Below are 18,127 nucleotides of genomic sequence, written 5' to 3'. Positions count from 1 at the left end.
AAGAGCATCCTTTAAATGGCGTTAAATTGTTTCTCCAAATCGGTTTTCTTCTTTGATAAAGCCTTAACTTCTTTCGCTTTTTTGCTATCTTTAGCCATCTTTATCGCCTCGTTAAATTCCTTTAATTCTTTCGATAACTTTTCATATTGAGTTATCTTAGCTTTTAGATCCTTGTTATTGTTATTGGCAAGTTCAGCATTTGCTTCTTCAATTTTCCCTGTTTTAATCAATGCATAGGTTTTCATTTCACTTCTTTTAACGGTCATATCAACATCTTTCACGGCTAACAACTCTTTGTATTTCTTATCAGCATAAAGAAGATCAAACGTGCTTTCATTCGAAGGAAAGTCTTTATGAAATGCTCTTAGAGCATTGATGTCATCCTGCTTTGAGATTATGGTTGCAATATAGCCTGAATCGTTGTTGTACAGGGAAACCAACTCTTTGTACTTTCTGTCTTTTAATAATAAATTGGCGTAGATCTTCTTTTCTTCGTCACTCAGGTTAATTTTATTTGCTTTAAAATAATCTAATAACGCATCATGTTTTCCTAACAGTCCTTGTGCATAAATATCCAATTGTTTATCTTGAGCAGCCACTTTATCCTGTTCTTTTGAATAAGCCACATCGTATTGTGCTACAATCATGACCATGTAGAAGATCGTACCGATTAACGCTAAACCTAGTATTCCAGTCAGAGCATAAATCGAACGTCTCTGCCATTTCTTCAATCTCGAGATGCGGCTAACATTGAGGTTAAGCAAATGCGCATTCTCAATCACTTCTTCTTTTTTATAAATCTCTGGCAATGCATCTTCCATTTTTGCAATCAATTCTATACGGTCTCTTTGCTGCTGCCGGTTCATTTTTATTTCTTCCAGCTTCTTCTTAATGTGAATGTATAGATTCGGGGCATACCTTGAACCAAATTTGAAGGTCCCAGTATAAAGTGCTGTGCTATCATTTTCACTTTCAATTAGATAAAAGCTTCCACTTATTATTTTCTTTTCTTCTCGGTACTTCTGCTCCAATATCAAGGTTTGTTTTACAGCTTCTACAAAATCAATTCGTTCAAATTTTTTCATGCTATTATCATTTAGTTCAGTAAATACAACCTGCAGCATACCGTCACACCCTTCAATAAAATAAAAAGAGCTCAACTTGGTTCAAGTGAGCTCTTTCCTATAAATTAAGATTATTTCAGCATTTTTTACCCGCCAAATTTTATATTACTATCTATTCCAGATGCCAAACCGTACGCTCCCATTACAATGACCAATCCCACTGCTCCACCAATGAACCATCCTACTGAACGACCACGACCTCGATCTCCACCAAGCATTAGGTAGTAACCACCGATACAAAACGCAATAGCTGCTCCAATTAAGCCCAAACGCTGCGCCCATTTAAGAATCGAAGTTCCGGTTTTGATTAGACCGTCCATTCCATCAGCTGCACCCAACACCATGTGATTTAACAGATCTAACATCTTTATCCCTCCACTGGAATCTTATTGTTAGCTTGTTCTTCTCGATCATGCTCATCTAAGGGTGTTTGTTTTTTATGAATATTGTTCTTTTATTTTCAACAATTCTTCTAAAGCCCGGTCGTTATTTTCTTTCAAATACTTCTCATGTTGTTCAAAAAGCCAATCATTATAATCGGTACCGAAAACAGACATAAGCTTTTCAACTTTTTCCTTTTGTTTCTTTAGCAGTTTTGCATTAACCCTTTCACTCATAGTATCCACTCCTCTTATTCGCTAATTTGGCTTATGAATTTATTTAAATCCTTCACTTTTTCATCAGTCCAATTATTTGGCATTTCAAATTCAGCCATTAAAACTCCCTTTTCGTAATAACCTAATGAATCCCTGGATTGTTCTGTTCCCGTATCTTTTTTGAACGTCTGGGACTGCTTATTTGATACTTCTTTACGATAATTGAAGAAACGGCTATTGGAGTCATTCTTCTCTAACGCCTTACTAACATGCTCTTTGTTTTTGTCTAGATCGTCTTGGTCGTACCCAAAGAAAATAAATCCTGTTTCTTTATCCGTAACAAAGCTTTTTAATTCATCAAAATTCATATCAGTAAATGTACTGTCTTTTCCACATGCTGCAAGAATAAAAAAAATGGCGATGAACCCAAGGAGAAGTTGTTTTTTCAATGTAGTCACCCTTTCGGGAAGATGTCGTGGCAGCAACACCTAATCAGAAATTGCAAAAATTTTAAATCTGTTTATGGCTGGAACAGAACCCTATGTTGGATTGTCAGAGATAACTGATGTCTCTGCCCAACAAAGCACATCGTTTTTGGCATTATACGAAGAACCTGTACGGAATAATTCGACACCGACCAGTTTTAGGAATCACTCGCCTAACCTTTTCTGTTAACCGAACCCCTATGTGTCTGCTTTAGAGGAAGGCACTTATATTCAGTTTTATGGAGTTCATTCTGAACACATGTTGCTGCCACGATCACTTCAAGGTTTGTATTTCTTTTTTGCAAATCTTTTGTTCGAATTTACCTGTAACAACTCGTCAAATGTGTTTTTGCGTTTTGCAATGATCTGTTCGTCTTGTCCAATGGCTGTTCTTACTCGATAATAAATATCCGCCAGCTTTTCAATATTCCCATTCTCTTCATCTACCGCAAGTGTCCCTTTTAAAATATATGTCTCGTTGTTAAAGGTTCTAATGCTTTTTGCGTCTTTTAAATCAAGGTAGGTTAATCTTTTTACAGCCATAACAGATCACTCCTTTCATGTTTAATCGCATAACATTTAACTTTTGAAGCTTAAAGTGGGAGGCTTCTCTTTCTCCAACTTAAACGTGTGGACATTATCAAAAGATATTTTGCGAGATGAATTACCATCCATGAAGTTAAATGAATCATCATTATGAAACCTAGATTTTTTGATTTCTTCTTTGGGAAGCAAAAATGGTTATTAGATTGGGATATTCGCCAATTTCTGAGGTGTAATCATATTAAAATGTTTAAGGATAGGAAAAACGAGCTTCAAATCCCGATTATTCTACAATAAAAGAGGATATTTTTTTGATTTGTACACTCGACAGCATTGTACTATATTTTTACTGTATAGGTAATAGATAACAGGAAAAACAGGTCTTTTGTATTAAGTGAATTATAAAAATATTTCAAAAAACTAATAAATGGTGTTCAGAACTACCCAGACAATTCACCCACGTGGCCACATTGCATGAATTAAACGGTAATCATCAGTTAAATAAACTGTCTTGCTGATACCCTCATAAAATGAAATACAGGCATTTTTCTAACTGAGCCTCTGGTTTAACCTCTTTTTTTCTCCTAGAATAAGTACCATATAATGCTTACACATTTCATAAATACGAGTTCCTAAAGCTTCATCAATATCCTCCAATTCATCTACCGTTAACTCAGAAGAAATTAAGATTGGAAGATGATTCAAGTAACGGTAGTTGATAAGGGCATACATTTTTTCGATCTGCCATTCAGTGGCTCTTGGCCGTCTGCTTCTTCCCACCGGTTTAAAGAGATCGTCTATAAACAACATATCTACCTTTTTCATTCTATTCATCTTCTCTTCAAGTTTTTCGAAATCATCTTTTAGATCGTCAAAACCCTCGACGTAAGGAAAGTAAAGAACCGATATTTGCTTATTAATCATTAAGTGATTGGCTATAGCTGTGAGCAAATGGGTTTTCCCACTGCCGGGTTGTCCTAGTAAGGCAATGCTGTTGGTTCTGCTTCTATTAATATCGCCAAAATCCGTAATGTATTCTTGTGCACATTGATAGGCGTCCTTTATCACTTGGTCCTTTCCTTCGGTGACAAAGCTTTTAAATTCATGTTTCCTAAACTGCTCCGTAATTTCAGAGGACTGCAGCAAGTTCTTAATGCTTTTCTGTTTAACACAACTGCACCTTTCTGAGTAACTGTCGTGCCATTCCCAAGCATCCTCAGGAGAACAAACCCTCCCAAGATGGTAATCAACTTCTAGAACTCTACTGACTGGAACGCAAGATTGCAAGGTCTCATTCCACTGCCATTCTGTATCTTTGTGTACCCGATAGATGACAATCTCCTTGTCATTGCAAATGGAGCAGTTAGGCTTGTCTTCCTCTTCCAATCCTTCCCACCTGCCCACCGGTGATTGTAAATGCTTCTGGCGTAGTGTTTCGATAATGTTGTTCAGACGGCTTGCCATGTTCACCCTCCTTACGCTTTTTAGCGAAATTGTTATCCAGTACTTCCACATCCGATAAATTTTGAACGTAGCTTTTCACCCAGTTCGAGAGGATACCTCTTGCGTAAGACCATGATGCTTTTTTTGCTGCAACCGAGCGTTTCAAAGCTTCCATTACCAGCTCTTCATTCAATATTTCTATCCATACTTTTAATTCTCTTTGGGTTTGAGCATTCGCTTTGCCGATATTTGAATGGTAATATTCATGAACTTTAGAGTTTTTTGATCCGTTGTTTTTACGATTATTTCTTTTATCTAATTCTTTTTCTATATTTATGTCTGTATCTATTTCTACTTCTATATCTGTTGCGTTACCTTGCGTTAGTGTAACGTTACCTGTATCGTTACCAGCTTGAAGCTTTTTCATTTCCCTATGTTTGGCTACTCTATCTCTGGTCTGCTGGCGGATCTTATCTAGCCCTTCAACATTTTGGTGTTTCTCCCAGTTGCTGATCGCAATGAATTGATCATCGGTCATCTCAATCATGTCAAAGTCTTGGAATGTTTTAAGAGCAAGTCGTACAATATTTAGCGGCCGATTAAATATCGTAGCCAACATTTCATCTGTGTAAGGAACTTTTTCATTTAAGTAGATATAGCCATTTGCATTAGTCTTACCAGCTTGAGCAAGGAGCTTTACCCAAATGATAAGCAGCATATCAGCTTCAGGCATACTCTCAATTAATCGGATTTTTTCGTCTTCAAACATCTGAACACTTAGTTTAATCCATTTAACTTCTGCCATTAAACTCACTCCTTAACTGCACGAATTTACTTTAATTGATATAGCCACTGTGTTAAAAACTTTTTTGTTTCTGTGGCCGGAAAATACCACTTACCACCTACTTTGATTTTTGGAAAATCCTTTTCAAAGAAAAAATTATTAAGAATAGTATTCCAGCTCATACAAGTGCGCCTTTTTAACTCATTAGAATCCCAATAAACTAAATCATTTTCCAGCTTCTCAATTCTTCTTTCAATTGCTTCATGGTACATTCGCTTGATTGCTTCTTCATCCACTTGTACTTCAATTAGTTTAGGGGATCTTTCTATTTGCACAGATTGATTAGACATTAGAAAACCTCCTCTTTATTAAAACTATGACAGCCGGTGTGACAGCCGGTGTTGTAGTAATTAAACTGGACGTTTATAATAATGACAACATGTTTTTTTAGTAAACTTTTTGATGGCTACGTCAGCTAAATCTGGAAATAAGTATTCCGGTGTTGTGTTAAAATACTTTGTTAATCTAAATAATAGCTTTGCATCTGGATTACCTCTTCCACTTTCAATATTCCGAATGTGGCTTTCACTAACATCTAAATCGATAGATAACTGACGTTGGGTAATATTGAACTTCTTACGTAAAAAGCGAAAGCGCGATCGGCGAAGCTTTACGTTATTCAAAATATCACCTCTCTTTATATTGTGTTTTTAGTTGACACACAAACCATAACACACACTTTAAAGCACGTCAATGATAAAAACGTCATTTTAATAAACATATTTTGTCTTGGAGGAATTGTAATGGATACTGAAAGAAAGAAATTAATTGGAACACGCATAAAAAGATGCAGACAGGAAAATGAATTTTCACAAGAAGAATTAGCACAAAAATTAGATATGAAAAGATCTAACGTGGCAAATTACGAATCAGGCAGGGTCGTCCCACCAGGAAATGTCTTACTAGAAATGTCGAATATTTTTAACGTAACAACTGATTACCTTTTAGGCAGCACGAATAACCCATATTCAAATATCTCACTGGATGATAATGATCTTAAGCAAATTCAAAGACAAAGAAATAAACTTACAGGTAAAGACAGAGAAAGAATGGAAAATATGATAAAAATGCTGAAACTTTCATTTTTAGATACAGAAAATGAAGAGGGTGATGAATTTGACGAAGAAGACGACTTATAAAGCCGACTTCGTTAAAGCCCAGAAATCTGCAGATGATGTTTTAAAGAATAGTACCGTAAAAGAATTGCCTGTTCGGGTGAAACAAATTGCATACAGTTTCCCGAATCTCAAAATAAGAACTTATTCTTGGTTTGCAAAAAAGAGAGGATTTTCACATAAAGAAGTTTGTAATCTCGTAAACAGTCATGAAGGATGCTGTTTATATTATGAATCCTTAGATGAGTATTTGATTTTATACAACGATAAGATACCTAGTAAGGGCAGGAAAAGGTGGACTCTTGCCCATGAACTTGGACATTATGTCATGAAACATAACAAAATCAGCAATAATTCTTCCTTGGCTAGAAGTTCACTTACAGAAGATGAATACAACGAATTCGAAAGTGAAGCAAACTGCTTCGCAAGAGAACTATTAGCCCCTCCTCCAGTCTTAAACGAACTAAAGATCAATGACCCAAATGACATTTCTAATTTATGCGACATATCAAGTGAGGCTTCTATAAATGTATATAAGTTTATAAAGCAAGGTGCTCAATTTGGTATTAAGTATTCTCCTAGCCATCCAGTTATCCAATTATTTCAAGAATTCATTTTTAAGATTAAGAATACTCAACGATGCTTGAGCTGTAATTATCTCTTTTCAAATGCTCAGGTAGATTTTTGTCCATGTTGCGGCAGCAATAATCTAACAAAAGAAGAAAATATTTGCCGAAATGATTTGATAAATTTAGGTATATTAACAAACCAAAACTTGAACAAGACTCAAAAGGTATGCCCGAAGTGCGAAAATGGCTATTTACCTTCCGAATCAAATTATTGCAATATCTGCGGTATTTTTTTATTAAACAAATGTACGGGATCTTCATACCAAGATTCAAAGAGAAATAATAAATGGCATGATTTTCATGGAGGTTGTGGAGAAATACTTGATAAGACATCTCGTTATTGTCACAGATGCGGATCATCCTCTACATACTTTGCTGATGGATTATTAAAAGAAATGGAGAATTGAACTTAAAAATTTCTAACTGTTTTTTAATCAGCTCTTCTTAAATAAAAAAACTAGAATAGAGGAGAAACATGGATGGCTAATTTCCGAAAACTAAGCAGCGGCATGTGGCAAGCGCGTGTTTTTAAAGATGGAAAATTAATGAGTATTGGGACTTTTCGTACTAAAAAAGAAGCCCAACTAGAGGCAAATGCTGTAGAAGAAAAAATTTATTATGGCCACACACTAAATGACCGGGATTTAATGTTTGATGACGTTGTACAAGAATGGTTATATAACCATAAAAAATCCTCTGTTAAAGATTCTACTTTTCGACAATTAGAAGTCATAGTAAGAATACACATACTCCCTTATTTCGGGAATAAAAAGTTAATTAGAATCAAAAGACCTGAGATTAAGAGATGGATGAATCATTATGCTGAGTTCAAAGATGAAAGCGGACATGAGGTTTACTCCTATGGATCTCGATTAAAATATTTATCAGTACTCAAAAGCATATTCCATTATTCGGTTCACGATATGGAGATATTAGATAAAGATCCAACGAACAAATTGAAAATACCCGTTAAAGATAAGATACGGATTAATAAAGATATTAAATATTATTCTTTAAGTGATTTAAATCGATTACTTGACTTTATGGAAACTTATCAGCATCAAAGGTATAAGGAGTATCGTCTGTACTTTATGCTTATTTATTTACTAAGCCAAACAGGATTAAGAATAAGTGAAGCACTTGCCTTACAATGGACTGACCTTAAGGGTGATAAATTAACGATTGAAAGACAAACTAGCCGTGATGATAACAATAACACAATGATAACTTCTCTTAAGAATTCATCCTCATATAGAACAATTAAACTTGATGAAGGATTAGTAGCTGAACTTAAAAAGTTCAAGCTGTTACAAAACCAGATGATCTTAAAACACACTCAATTCAAACGCAATAACGATGGAATTATATTCCAAAATTTTCTTGGGAGGTATCTTACCCCCTCTATAATACGTGAGACATTTCAGGGGTATTGCACAAAAGCAAATGTCAGTTACAAAGGTACACATGTTTTCAGACATACACATGCTGTTTTATTACTTGAAGCAGGAGCAAGCATTAAATATGTTTCGCAGCGCCTCGGACATCAAACGATAAAGACGACAGCTGATATTTATTTAGATGTTACGGACAAAATTGAAGCAGATGAACTAATTAAATTCTCCGTTTATACAAAGAGAAATAAAACCACGCAAAAAAGAAACGATCCATTCTCTACGTAAAAAACCTTGGTATAAAACTAATACCAAGGTCTTTTTTTCAATAAACAGTCGTACTTCTTCAACAATCGCGCCCTATAATTGAATAAGCTTATTTTATTAAATCGTTAATTAGTTGCTCTGTTGTAAGTATTGTGGCAAATTCATCATGCAATGTAGCTAGAGTTATATTGTGTATAGTTTCTGCATCATAATATCTATCATTTTTGTCCTTCAAACCAAAGGCTGCTGTAGCATCTGAAATCAGGTATGTATTGAAACCTAAATTACCACTCATTCTTGTTGTTGTTGATACACAATGAGGTGTAGTCAAACCAGTGATTACAACTGTTGATATTTCATTTACTTGATCTTCTAAATTAGTACCAATAAAGCTACTATTTACTTTCTTTGTTATAATTACTTCATCATCAACAGGTTCCACTATCTCTTTAATAGCAAAGCCCTCATTCATCGGATGAAATACTGAATTAGAATTATCGGAAGTGTGTTTTATATGTATTACTAACCACCCCTTTTTCCTCCATAATTGAAGTATCTTGCTAATATTTTCTTCTGCATATAGGTTATTTCGCTCTCCCATTATTTATCATTGAAAGCCTTTTGTACGTCAACCATAATTAAAGCTTTTTTCTTTTCATCCATAAGATTCCCCACCTAATATGTTTATTTTCCCATTCATAGCTACAACCACATTTTAAATCCAGATTTTACTTTTGTACAATTGTTATTGTTCTACTTTAAATTGAATAACTAAGAGCATCATTTCATTTTCTAATAATTCCCTACTTTACTAAACAATCTGGCCAGTTTGTTGAATAAGATGATTTTTTAAACTTAAAAAGTAAAAAAAATTTCGAGTTGGCACAAAGTTGGCACGACACTAATTTACACACAAAAAAGCCTCGGTATATTGCTTATATACCAAGGCTTTTCATCATTTATCCGATTGAACCTTCCATCTCGAACTTGATGAGACGGTTCATTTCAACCGCATATTCCATTGGAAGTTCTTTTGTAAATGGCTCGATGAAGCCCATTACGATCATTTCTGTTGCTTCTTGTTCAGAAATACCGCGGCTCATGAGATAGAACAACTGATCTTCTGAAACTTTAGAAACGGTAGCTTCGTGTTCCAGCGTGATGTTGTTGTTTAAAATTTCGTTGTACGGAATGGTATCTGATGTGGATTGGTTATCCATAATCAGCGTATCACACTTGATATTGGACTTGGATCCTTCAGAACGGCGCCCAAAGTGTGAAATTCCGCGATACGTTACTTTACCGCCATGTTTTGAAATGGACTTCGAAACAATGGTGGATGAGCAGTCAGGTGCGAGGTGAAGAACTTTTGCCCCTGCATCCTGGTGCTGTCCTTTACCGGCAATCGCGATGGAAAGGATAGTGCCTTTTGCTCCGCGTCCTTTCATGACAACAGCAGGATATTTCATGGTCAAACGTGAACCAATGTTTCCGTCGACCCATTCCATTGTTGCATTTTCTTCGGCAACCGCACGCTTTGTAACAAGATTATAGATGTTGTTTGCCCAGTTCTGAATCGTTGTGTAACGCGCATAGGCGTTCTTCTTAACAATGATTTCTACAACCGCACTGTGAAGTGAATTGGTTGAATAAACCGGTGCAGTACATCCTTCTACGTAATGTACAGAGCTGTCCTCATCGGCAATGATCAATGTACGCTCGAATTGACCCATGTTTTCCGAGTTAATTCGGAAATAGGCTTGCAGCGGAGTATCACATTTCACGCCTTTTGGCACATAGATAAAGGATCCACCGGACCAAACAGCTGAGTTCAATGCTGCGAACTTGTTGTCGGATGGAGGGATAACAGTACCAAAATACTGCTTGAAGATCTCTTCATGCTCACGAAGCGCAGTATCTGTATCGGTAAACAGAATACCCAGTTCAGTAAGATCCTCTTTCATGTTGTGATATACAACCTCTGATTCATACTGTGCCGAAACACCAGCAAGGTATTTTTGCTCAGCTTCAGGGATTCCAAGTTTGTCGAATGTCGCTTTAATTTCTGGCGGCACTTCATCCCATGACTTTTCAGACTTCTCGGACGGCTTTACATAGTACGTAATGTCATCAAAGTTTAAGTCTTTTAGGTTTCCGCCCCATTGAGGCATAGGCATTTTATAAAATTGCTCTAATGATTTCAAACGGAAATCGAGCATCCATTGTGGTTCGTTTTTCATTTTGGAGATTTCTTCTACTATTTCTTTTGTCAATCCGCGTTTTGAGCGGAAAATCGAAACGTCTTTATCGCGAAAACCATACTTGTATTCGCCGATTTCAGGCATTTTTTTAGCCATCGTTTCATCCCTCCTTAAAGGATACAATTCTCTTGCAATGGCACTTATTCTTATTGTAGCACATCATGCATTTATCACAAGGAAACAGGCAGGGGGCCGTGCTCCTGTCCTTTTCGCCTTTTTAATTCTCTTCTTCGTTTCCGACGCCCTTCTCCATTGCCTTCCATGCAAGTGTTGCACATTTAATTCTGGCAGGAAATTTGGAAACACCCTGAAGGGCTTCGATATCCCCCAGATCAAAAGACGTGTCATCATAATCTTTTCCAAGCATCATATCATAAAAGATATGAGCAAGCTTGATCGCATCCTCAACAGATAAGTTTTTTACCGATTGCGTCATCATACTGGCAGAGGCCAGGCTGATGGAGCAGCCTTCACCATCAAACTTTGCATCAGCAATCTGTCCATCCTCCACTTTCAGGTGGAGCTGGATGCGGTCACCGCATGTCGGGTTATTCATATTAATGGTCACTGTATCTTCACCAAGCTGACCCTTGTTGCGCGGGTTCTTGTAGTGATCCATAATGACTTGGCGGTAAAGCTGATCTAAATTAGAAGACATGGCCGAAATACTCCTTTGTTGTGACCAATCCTTTTACGAAAGAATCAATCTCGTCTTTGGTGTTGTACAGATAAAAGCTTGCACGGGCAGTGGAAGAGGTATTTAACCATTTCATCAGCGGCTGTGCGCAATGATGTCCAGCACGAACAGCAATCCCTTCTGCATCAAGTACAGTAGCCACATCATGAGGATGGACTTCGTCGATATTGAAGGTTACGATGCCGGCACGCTCTTTCGGTCCGTAAATCGTAATTCCCTCCATTTCAGACATCTGTTCGATTGCATACTTCGCAAGCTCTTCCTCATGTCTGTGGATATTGTCCAGCCCAATATCCGAAAGAAAATCAATCGCGGCACCAAGGCCAATGGCACCCGCAATAATAGGGGTACCCCCTTCAAATTTCCACGGCAGTTCTTTCCATGTTGAATCGTAAAGATCAACGAAATCAATCATCTCACCGCCGAATTCTACAGGTTCCATCTTGCTGAGAAGCGCTTTTTTCCCGTATAGGACTCCAATGCCTGTTGGTCCGCACATCTTATGGGAAGAAAAAGCAAAAAAGTCACAATCGAGGTCTTGAACATCGACCTTCAAATGAGGTGTGCTCTGTGCTCCGTCAACCACCATTATCGCCCCGTGTTTATGGGCAATGGCGCCAATTTCCTTTACGGGGTTAATGGTGCCAAGAACATTGGAAACTTGCATAACCGATACAATCTTAGTATGTTCAGTAACTGTGTTTTCCACGTCCTGAAGATCGATGGAACCATCTTCTTTTAATGGAATATATTTAAGCGTTGCTCCGGTTTTCTTGGCCACCTGCTGCCATGGAATAATGTTGCTGTGATGCTCCATCGGCGTGATGACAATCTCATCGCCCTCCGACAAGTTGGACAAACCGTAGCTGGCTGCCACTGTATTGATAGAAGTTGTTGTCCCCCGTGTAAAAATCACTTCCTGCGTGGATTTTGCATTAATAAAACGGCGGACCTTTTCGCGTGCACCTTCATAGGCATCCGTTGCCCGGGTACCCAGGGTATGCACACCACGGTGAACGTTTGAATTGTATTCGCGGTAATACTTTTCCAGCGCTTCAATGACAGGTACCGGCTTTTGGGAAGTTGCGGCACTATCAAAGTAAACAAGCGGTTTTCCATTGACTTCCTGATGCAGGATCGGAAACAGCTTTCTTACTTCTTGTGCGTTCATTATCTTACTTTCCTTTCTATTACCTCAACCAAACGTTTTTTCACGGATTCAAGCGGCATTTCGTTCACCACAGGTCCAAGGAATCCATGGATGATCAATCGTTCAGCCTCAGCTTTTGATATTCCCCGGCTCATAAGATAGAACAATTGAATCGGATCAATTCGTCCGACTGAAGCAGCATGGCCCGCCGTAACATCGTCCTCATCAATCAACAGGATCGGGTTGGCATCACCACGTGCTTTTTCACTCAGCATCAAGACGCGTTCTGTCTGTTCACCGTTCGATTTTGTCGCACCATGCTCGATCTTCGTAATTCCGTTAAAGATGGAACTTGCAGCGTCCTTCATTACACCATGTGTCAGGATGTAGCCTTCTGAGCTTTTTCCGTGGTGGAAAATTTGAGCCACAAAGTTTTGCTTTTGATCACCTTGGCCGATGTTTACCGTTTTTGTATCAGTAAATGACCCATCGCCTACAAGGTGTGTTGTATTATCTGAAACCGTATTTCCGTCGTTCAGCTGACCCAGAGCCCATTCAATTCTGGCATCCCGTCCCGCACGGCCTCTGCGGTTAAAATAAGAAGTCATGCCTTTCGCCAAGTTGTCTACGGCACCGTAAACGACTTTCGCTCCAGGACCTGCAAAGACTTCTGATACGATATTGGATACAGAGTCTCCTTCATTGTTGGTGGAAAGATAGTTCTCAACATAGGTTACAGAACTGTTGTCTTCTGCTGCAACGATGACGTGATTTACAAGTCCTGCCTGCTCATCATCATGGAAATAAATCGCTTGAAGCGGAGCCTTTAATTCAACATTTTTAGGAACATGGATGAAAGCTCCATTGTTGACTAAGGCAGCGTGAATAGCTGTCAGACGGTTTTCATCAACGCTGACTCCATCCTGCATGAAATATTTCTGAAGAAGGTCTCCATGTTCTTTCGCAGCCGTAACAAGGTCAGTAAAAATAACGCCTTGTGCAGCCAATTCATCAGTTACTGATGAACGAAGGGTTTTCCCGTTTTGAATGACAAGAAGGTTTCCTGTTTCCCCATCTTTACCAATAAGGGCTTTTACTTGTTCAGGCAGCTCAGTTCCGTTCTCTTTGCTGCTGATATGGTTAAATTGAGTAAGGTTCCATTTATCAATTTTCGTTTTATCCGGCTTTGGCATTGGCAACTGCTGTGCAAGCTCCAAAGCGCGCAAGCGAAGGTCTAAAAGCCACTGTGGTTCCTGGCGGCTTTCAGAGAACTTGCTTACATAATCTTTGTCGTATTTAAATGAAGTTTCAACTGACATGTACAAATCCTCCTAACTTGCTTACGCCTCTTGGCCAACAGTTTCGTCTTCGATTCCGAGTTCTTCCTTAATCCAGTCATAGCCTTCTGCTTCAAGGCGCTGTGCAAGTTCAGGTCCTCCTGATTTCACAATGCGGCCTTGCATCATTACGTGGACTTTATCCGGCGTAATGTAGTTAAGCAAACGCTGGTAGTGAGTGATGATCAAGCAGCCAAACTCAGTGTTTCTCATTTCATTTATGCCTTTGGCAACAACTTTAAGTGCGTCAATATCAAGACCGGAGTCAATTTCATCAAGAATTGCAATTTTCGGTTCAATCATCATTAATTGAAGAATTTCGTTACGTTTCTTTTCACCACCAGAGAAGCCTTCATTCAAGTAACGGTGTGCAAATGAGCTGTCCATTTCAAGAAGTTCCATTTTCTTATCAAGCTCACGGATAAATTTCATGAGAGAGATTTCTTGGCCTTCCTCACGGCGGGCGTTAATGGCAGAGCGCAAAAAGTCCGCATTCGTAATACCGCTTACTTCACTTGGGTATTGCATTGCAAGGAAAAGTCCTGCTTTTGCACGTTCATCAACTTCCATCTCAAAAAGATCTTTTCCGTCAAATGTAACGTTACCCTCGGTTACTTCATACTTTGGGTGCCCCATTAACGCTGAAGATAAAGTGGATTTACCTGTTCCGTTCGGTCCCATGATTGCATGGATTTCCCCGCCATTTATTTCAAGGTTTAACCCTTTGATAATTTCCTTATCTTCGATAGAAACACGCAGGTTTTCAATCTTTAAGTTTGGTGTAGACATATGCATTTACCTCCATCTTATATTTCAATGAAATATATTGTTAATGTGAACAAGAATGAAAGCTTCTCTCATTCCATTCTCAATTTATTCTCATTCTAATATTATAACAAATTTATTTTATCTTCAACCTTATGAGCTTTCCGGAAAAAGATAAATCAAACAGAAAATCAGCATTCGTTGGTTGAATGCTGATCCCACTTCATATACTATAGGATTTTTCGTTCCATTTCATTACTTACTTCCAAACTTTTTTGATATTCTTTTTCACGTTCTTGTTCAATATCCAACCGTTTGTCAAGATTGCGTTCATACTCAGCGTAACCAATGCCATGATTCTTGTGCATAGCCTTTTCCATTTCAGAAGTGTGGTTAACTTTAATCGAGTGAATAATAAATCATCCTTTCGTGTTATGAACACTAATTATAACCACTATTAGCCTAACAAACGTATGATTCCTTATCAATTTCCATATTCTACGATATAAAAAAAGCCTATACGGTATACACCGGATGCACTTTAATGCCTTCCATATCCTTATAAATCCGGTTAAATCCTCTCCCGTTCTTCCATTTTCTGAAAAGCGAAAAAAGAAGCTCCCTCTGGAACTCCTTTTTACTGCATGGGATTATTTAATTCCTGAATGCATTCCTGTACCAGTGTCACTCCCTGGCTCATCGCCGCACCTCCTCCAAAAGCTGCTGCTACTCCAACAGCTTCGAGGATTTCATTCTCACTGGCTCCCTGATCCAGACACCCTTTTGTGTGATAAATAATACAATATTCGTCCTGGGCACAAATACTGATTCCCAAGGCAATCAGCTGTTTATTTTTCTCAGTGATTTCCCCCTCTTTAAAGCAGTGACGGGTAAATTCATTGTAGGAATGAGCCAGTTCGGGCATATGGTCCGTATACTTTCCAAGGCCTTCCTTATACCTGATCAAATGAAATTGCGTTGAATTCTTTCCGGGCATTTCTTGATGTTCCATTTGTTTCATCCTCCTGTCCTTAAAGTAGACAAGTCTTAGTATGAGTTAATGCTTCTTGTCTTATGCCTTTCACTTTTTCCAACAGAAATTTTTGTTTCCACTTAAAAAGGGAATATAATGAGAGAAAAGACGTTATAAGAAAACAGAAGGAGAAAGAGATGGAAGAGGAAAAAGTTAAAAAATCATTGATAGCCGGATCTGTTGGATTAGGGACAATAGCAGCTGTTGCAGGCACTGCCGCAATTTATTCTTCATTCATAGAGCCTTACTGGTTTGACATTAAGAAAGTGACCATCAAACTGCCTCGCCTTCCCGAAGCGTTTAAAGGGGTACATATTGTTCAGATCAGTGATTTCCACCTTGGATTTCATTTCAGAACAAGACATATCAATAAGATGGCTGAAAAAATACAGAAGCTGCAACCGGACCTTGTCATTTTTACCGGAGACCTGGTCAATTCGAAACGTTCTCGCTGGTCTGCAGTAAAAAGCATACCAGGCTTAAAAAGTATTGAAGCTCCGCTTGGAAAATTCGCTGTGCTCGGAAACCATGATTACCTTGAAGACATTGATACGATCTCTGAGCTATTGAGAAAAAGCGGCTTCGAACTGCTTGTAAATGAGAACAGGAAACTGACAAAGGGGAATGACAACTTCTATATCGCAGGACTTGATGACTACCTGCAAGGAGAGGCAGATATTGAGAAATCTCTGGAGGGCATTCCGGAGGATCAGTTCACACTTTTTCTCGCCCATGAACCGGATTATTTTAAGGTAAGCTCAAAATTCCCCATCGATCTTCAGCTGTCTGGCCACAGCCACGGCGGTCAAGTGCGGATGCCGCTGTACGGGCCAATTATCACTTCACGTATGGGAAGAAAATTCCACACCGGCCATTATGAGTCAGAAGAGAAACATTTGTATACCAACAGAGGAATGGGAACGACCCACCTTCCCTTTCGCTTCTTTTGCAGGCCGGAGATTACATCCATTGTTTTAGAATAGAAACATTTTTGTGGGAATTTCCAGCAACAAAGTTACGAAAACAAAAAAGACGGCTCCCGGACCTGGAAGCCGTCTTCTTTACTTATCCTTCCTTTTGAGGCGGAAGATGGGTGACATAGGTTCCTGCGATAAAATCATGAATACTTCTTTTATCTTTTCGAATCCCAACCATAAAAGCACTGACAATCAATCCAATTCCAAGCGTTACTGCGTAAATAATCCCTCCGACCAGAACTCGCATCAGCATGGCACCAAGCCCCAGCTTGCTGCCATCAGCTTTAACGATCCGAACCCCGCAGATTCTCTTTCCAACCACGTACCCGTGCCAATAGATGGGCAGCAATAGGGCATAGAGGAAACTGATGATATCGAGGTACCAATTTTCTCCCGGTTGACCGGAAGCAAAGTCTCCGGTAATTAAAAAACCAATGATAGCTAATGGAATGCCGATAATAATGCCATCCAGCAAACAGGCTCCTACCCTGATCCAAAATCCCACTGGCTGTTGAACGTCCATCTTGTACCCCTCCCTGATTGGTTAGTTTTAAGTCATCTAACTTTATTACAATGGGACAAAAAAAAGAACAGCCTGTGGCTGTCCTTTTATGGCACCTTATTTGTTTACTGGTACAACTGCTCCTTTGTACTTCTTCTTAATGAAATCCTGGATTTCTTTTGAATGAAGAACCTGCACAAGGGTTTTGACTGTTTTGGCATCTTTATCGCCTTTACGTACAGCGATAATATTGACAAACGGTGAATCTGCGCCTTCAAGTGCGATCGCATCTTTTTGAGGATTCAATCCAGCATCAATCGCATAGTTGGTATTGATCAGCACCGCATCGCCTTCACCATTTTGGTAGGCTTTTGGAAGTAGTCCTGCTTCAACATCCGCTTTGAATTTAAGGTTCTTTGGATTTTCTGCAATATCCTTGATTTGAGCATTATACCCTTTGCCTTTTTTGAGCTTGATCAGCCCTTCTTTTTCAAGCAGTGACAGCATACGGCCATGGTCGGCTACAGAATTACTCATAATGATGGTTGCGCCCTTTGGAAGGTCTTTTAGCGATTTATACTTTTTGGAGTATACACCGATCGGCTCAATATGAATTCCGCCTGCATTTTCAAATTTGTAGTTTTTGTTTTCCTTCATTTGTGACTCTAAATAAGGAATATGCTGAAAGTAGTTGGCATCAATCTCTTTATTTGCAAGAGCTTTATTCGGTAATACATAGTCCTGAAACTTTTTGATTTCAAGATCAATTCCTTTTTTCTTCATTAGCGGTACAGCCTGTTCAAGAATTTCGGCATGCGGAACGTTGGATGCCCCTACAACAATTTTTTTATCAGCAAGCTTTTTGTCTCCTCCGCTGTTTGCACCGCACGCAGCAAGGGCTGTTGTCATGGCCAACAAAAGAATGAGTGTAATCAATTTTTTCATGGTTTTCCTCCTGATTGTCTATT

General features: G+C 38.6%; 22 protein-coding genes and 1 pseudogene. 4 read left to right on the top strand and 19 right to left on the bottom strand.

Going from position 1 to position 18,127, the window contains the following annotated elements:
* Positions 1-11: 11 nt before the first annotated feature.
* From DMO16_RS21920 to DMO16_RS21880, 9 genes are all read right to left on the bottom strand, one after another.
* Positions 12-1,124 (bottom strand): hypothetical protein, encoded by a 1,113-nt coding sequence (locus DMO16_RS21920; RefSeq protein ID WP_129480035.1) that lies wholly within the window; start codon positions 1,122-1,124, stop codon positions 12-14.
* Positions 1,125-1,210: 86 nt separating this feature from the next.
* Complete coding sequence (locus DMO16_RS21915) at positions 1,211-1,489, bottom strand: hypothetical protein (RefSeq protein ID WP_129480034.1); 279 nt, start codon at positions 1,487-1,489, stop codon at positions 1,211-1,213.
* Between the two features lie 72 nt (positions 1,490-1,561).
* Positions 1,562-1,741, bottom strand: coding sequence for a hypothetical protein (locus DMO16_RS21910; protein WP_129480033.1), 180 nt, complete (start codon positions 1,739-1,741; stop codon positions 1,562-1,564).
* 14 nt (positions 1,742-1,755) lie between these two features.
* Entirely contained in the window at positions 1,756-2,169 is a 414-nt protein-coding gene (locus tag DMO16_RS21905) for a hypothetical protein (RefSeq protein WP_129480032.1), read from the bottom strand.
* Positions 2,170-2,484: 315 nt separating this feature from the next.
* Positions 2,485-2,748: a hypothetical protein gene (locus DMO16_RS21900; protein ID WP_129480031.1), complete on the bottom strand. Its 264-nt coding sequence runs from the start codon at positions 2,746-2,748 to the stop codon at positions 2,485-2,487.
* A 549-nt stretch (positions 2,749-3,297) separates the two neighbouring features.
* Positions 3,298-4,212, bottom strand: a complete 915-nt coding sequence (locus tag DMO16_RS21895) for a DnaA ATPase domain-containing protein (RefSeq protein ID WP_129480030.1) — start codon at positions 4,210-4,212, stop codon at positions 3,298-3,300.
* Entirely contained in the window at positions 4,112-4,996 is an 885-nt protein-coding gene (locus DMO16_RS24445; protein ID WP_164988990.1) for a phage replisome organizer N-terminal domain-containing protein, read from the bottom strand. Before DMO16_RS24445 ends, DMO16_RS21895 begins: the two co-directional genes overlap by 101 nt.
* Before the next feature lie 26 nt (positions 4,997-5,022).
* A complete protein-coding gene (locus DMO16_RS21885) occupies positions 5,023-5,325 on the bottom strand; it encodes a group-specific protein (RefSeq protein ID WP_129480029.1) in 303 nt (100 codons plus the stop codon).
* A gap of 60 nt (positions 5,326-5,385) precedes the next feature.
* The gene (locus tag DMO16_RS21880) at positions 5,386-5,658 is read right to left on the bottom strand and encodes a helix-turn-helix transcriptional regulator (protein WP_241840627.1); all 273 of its coding nucleotides are present in this window, start codon (positions 5,656-5,658) and stop codon (positions 5,386-5,388) included.
* A gap of 120 nt (positions 5,659-5,778) precedes the next feature.
* Between DMO16_RS21880 and DMO16_RS21875 the strand changes: the two genes are divergently transcribed.
* The 3 genes from DMO16_RS21875 to DMO16_RS21865 all read left to right on the top strand — a co-directional run bounded on the left by DMO16_RS21875 (position 5,779) and on the right by DMO16_RS21865 (position 8,458).
* On the top strand, positions 5,779-6,174 hold the full coding sequence (locus DMO16_RS21875; protein ID WP_129480027.1) for a helix-turn-helix domain-containing protein: 396 nt from the start codon (positions 5,779-5,781) through the stop codon (positions 6,172-6,174).
* The gene (locus tag DMO16_RS21870) at positions 6,152-7,186 is read left to right on the top strand and encodes an ImmA/IrrE family metallo-endopeptidase (protein WP_164988989.1); all 1,035 of its coding nucleotides are present in this window, start codon (positions 6,152-6,154) and stop codon (positions 7,184-7,186) included. Before DMO16_RS21875 ends, DMO16_RS21870 begins: the two co-directional genes overlap by 23 nt.
* A gap of 72 nt (positions 7,187-7,258) precedes the next feature.
* Complete coding sequence (locus DMO16_RS21865) at positions 7,259-8,458, top strand: tyrosine-type recombinase/integrase (protein ID WP_129480025.1); 1,200 nt, start codon at positions 7,259-7,261, stop codon at positions 8,456-8,458.
* Positions 8,459-8,546: 88 nt separating this feature from the next.
* Here DMO16_RS21865 and DMO16_RS21860 read toward each other — a convergent pair.
* From DMO16_RS21860 to DMO16_RS21830, 8 genes and pseudogenes are all read right to left on the bottom strand, one after another.
* A pseudogene (locus DMO16_RS21860) lies at positions 8,547-9,100 on the bottom strand (cysteine hydrolase family protein).
* Positions 9,101-9,396: 296 nt separating this feature from the next.
* Entirely contained in the window at positions 9,397-10,794 is a 1,398-nt protein-coding gene (gene sufB, locus DMO16_RS21855; RefSeq protein WP_061972198.1) for a Fe-S cluster assembly protein SufB, read from the bottom strand.
* A gap of 121 nt (positions 10,795-10,915) precedes the next feature.
* Complete coding sequence (gene sufU / locus DMO16_RS21850; RefSeq protein ID WP_061972195.1) at positions 10,916-11,356, bottom strand: Fe-S cluster assembly sulfur transfer protein SufU; 441 nt, start codon at positions 11,354-11,356, stop codon at positions 10,916-10,918.
* Positions 11,346-12,566: a cysteine desulfurase gene (locus DMO16_RS21845; protein WP_061972193.1), complete on the bottom strand. Its 1,221-nt coding sequence runs from the start codon at positions 12,564-12,566 to the stop codon at positions 11,346-11,348. Before DMO16_RS21845 ends, sufU begins: the two co-directional genes overlap by 11 nt.
* Positions 12,566-13,864 (bottom strand): Fe-S cluster assembly protein SufD, encoded by a 1,299-nt coding sequence (gene sufD, locus DMO16_RS21840; RefSeq protein ID WP_129480024.1) that lies wholly within the window; start codon positions 13,862-13,864, stop codon positions 12,566-12,568. Before sufD ends, DMO16_RS21845 begins: the two co-directional genes overlap by 1 nt.
* Before the next feature lie 21 nt (positions 13,865-13,885).
* Positions 13,886-14,671, bottom strand: coding sequence for a Fe-S cluster assembly ATPase SufC (gene sufC / locus DMO16_RS21835; RefSeq protein ID WP_129480023.1), 786 nt, complete (start codon positions 14,669-14,671; stop codon positions 13,886-13,888).
* A 206-nt stretch (positions 14,672-14,877) separates the two neighbouring features.
* A complete protein-coding gene (locus tag DMO16_RS24685) occupies positions 14,878-15,027 on the bottom strand; it encodes a hypothetical protein (protein ID WP_206738150.1) in 150 nt (49 codons plus the stop codon).
* 257 nt (positions 15,028-15,284) lie between these two features.
* Positions 15,285-15,659: a carboxymuconolactone decarboxylase family protein gene (locus DMO16_RS21830; protein WP_129480022.1), complete on the bottom strand. Its 375-nt coding sequence runs from the start codon at positions 15,657-15,659 to the stop codon at positions 15,285-15,287.
* A 158-nt stretch (positions 15,660-15,817) separates the two neighbouring features.
* On the opposite strand from DMO16_RS21830, the gene DMO16_RS21825 reads away from it, so the two are divergent.
* A complete protein-coding gene (locus DMO16_RS21825) occupies positions 15,818-16,663 on the top strand; it encodes a metallophosphoesterase (protein WP_164988988.1) in 846 nt (281 codons plus the stop codon).
* Positions 16,664-16,745: 82 nt separating this feature from the next.
* Here the strand turns inward: DMO16_RS21825 and DMO16_RS21820 are convergent, their stop codons facing one another.
* The gene (locus DMO16_RS21820) at positions 16,746-17,180 is read right to left on the bottom strand and encodes an RDD family protein (RefSeq protein ID WP_129480020.1); all 435 of its coding nucleotides are present in this window, start codon (positions 17,178-17,180) and stop codon (positions 16,746-16,748) included.
* Between the two features lie 96 nt (positions 17,181-17,276).
* Positions 17,277-18,104, bottom strand: coding sequence for a MetQ/NlpA family ABC transporter substrate-binding protein (locus DMO16_RS21815; RefSeq protein WP_129480019.1), 828 nt, complete (start codon positions 18,102-18,104; stop codon positions 17,277-17,279).
* Positions 18,105-18,127 lie beyond the last annotated feature (23 nt).

Origin of the sequence: Fictibacillus sp. S7, assembly GCF_004127935.1 — a bacterium.
Classification (GTDB): domain Bacteria; phylum Bacillota; class Bacilli; order Bacillales; family Fictibacillaceae; genus Fictibacillus_C; species Fictibacillus_C enclensis.
This window is presented reverse-complemented; position numbering and strand designations above follow the sequence as displayed.